At 69.3% G+C, this 501-nt stretch carries 1 protein-coding gene; it reads left to right on the top strand.

Translation table 11 applies throughout. The features are described 5' to 3' along the window. The coding region (locus NZU74_20930; protein MCS6883786.1) for a hypothetical protein at positions 1-501 on the top strand (501 nt) is incomplete at both ends.

Raw genomic sequence — 501 nt, 5'->3', positions numbered from 1 at the left:
CTCCAATCTCCACTCTCGCCTCTCCCGCTCAACGCCGACTTCGATACCCTCGCCTTTCCGCATCATGACGTGGTGCGCTTCGGCGAGGCCGGCGAGCTGCGCGCAGTGCGCTACAGCGCCGACCGATTGCGGCGCGGCGAGACGCTGACGGTGCAAACGGCATGGGCGCTGAAGCGCAACGTCGAGGCCACCTTCCGACTCGCCACGCCGCTGCGCGATACGGCGCTGCCGTTGCCGTTCACCACCGTCGCGCTGACGGGCGCGCAGGCCAAGGCCATGTTGCCCATCCCCGCCGACCTGCCGCCGGGGCTGTACTTCGTCACCGTCGAGTTGCGCGACGAGGGTTCCATGTATCCCGCATTCACCGCGGGCGGGCGCGCGCGCGGCCTCGTACATCTCGCGCCGGTCATTGTGGATGATGAAGCGGCCATCGTCGCGTCGCAGCCGGCGCAGGCGGAGTTTGGAGCCTTGCGGCTCATCCGCGGCGCGGTGGCTTTCACG

The sequence above is a fragment of the Chloroflexaceae bacterium genome, assembly GCA_025057155.1.
In the GTDB taxonomy this organism is placed as follows: Bacteria; Chloroflexota; Chloroflexia; order Chloroflexales; family Chloroflexaceae; genus JACAEO01.
The sequence above is the reverse complement of the archived record's forward strand: the minus strand, read 5'-3'. Positions and strand labels throughout refer to the sequence as shown.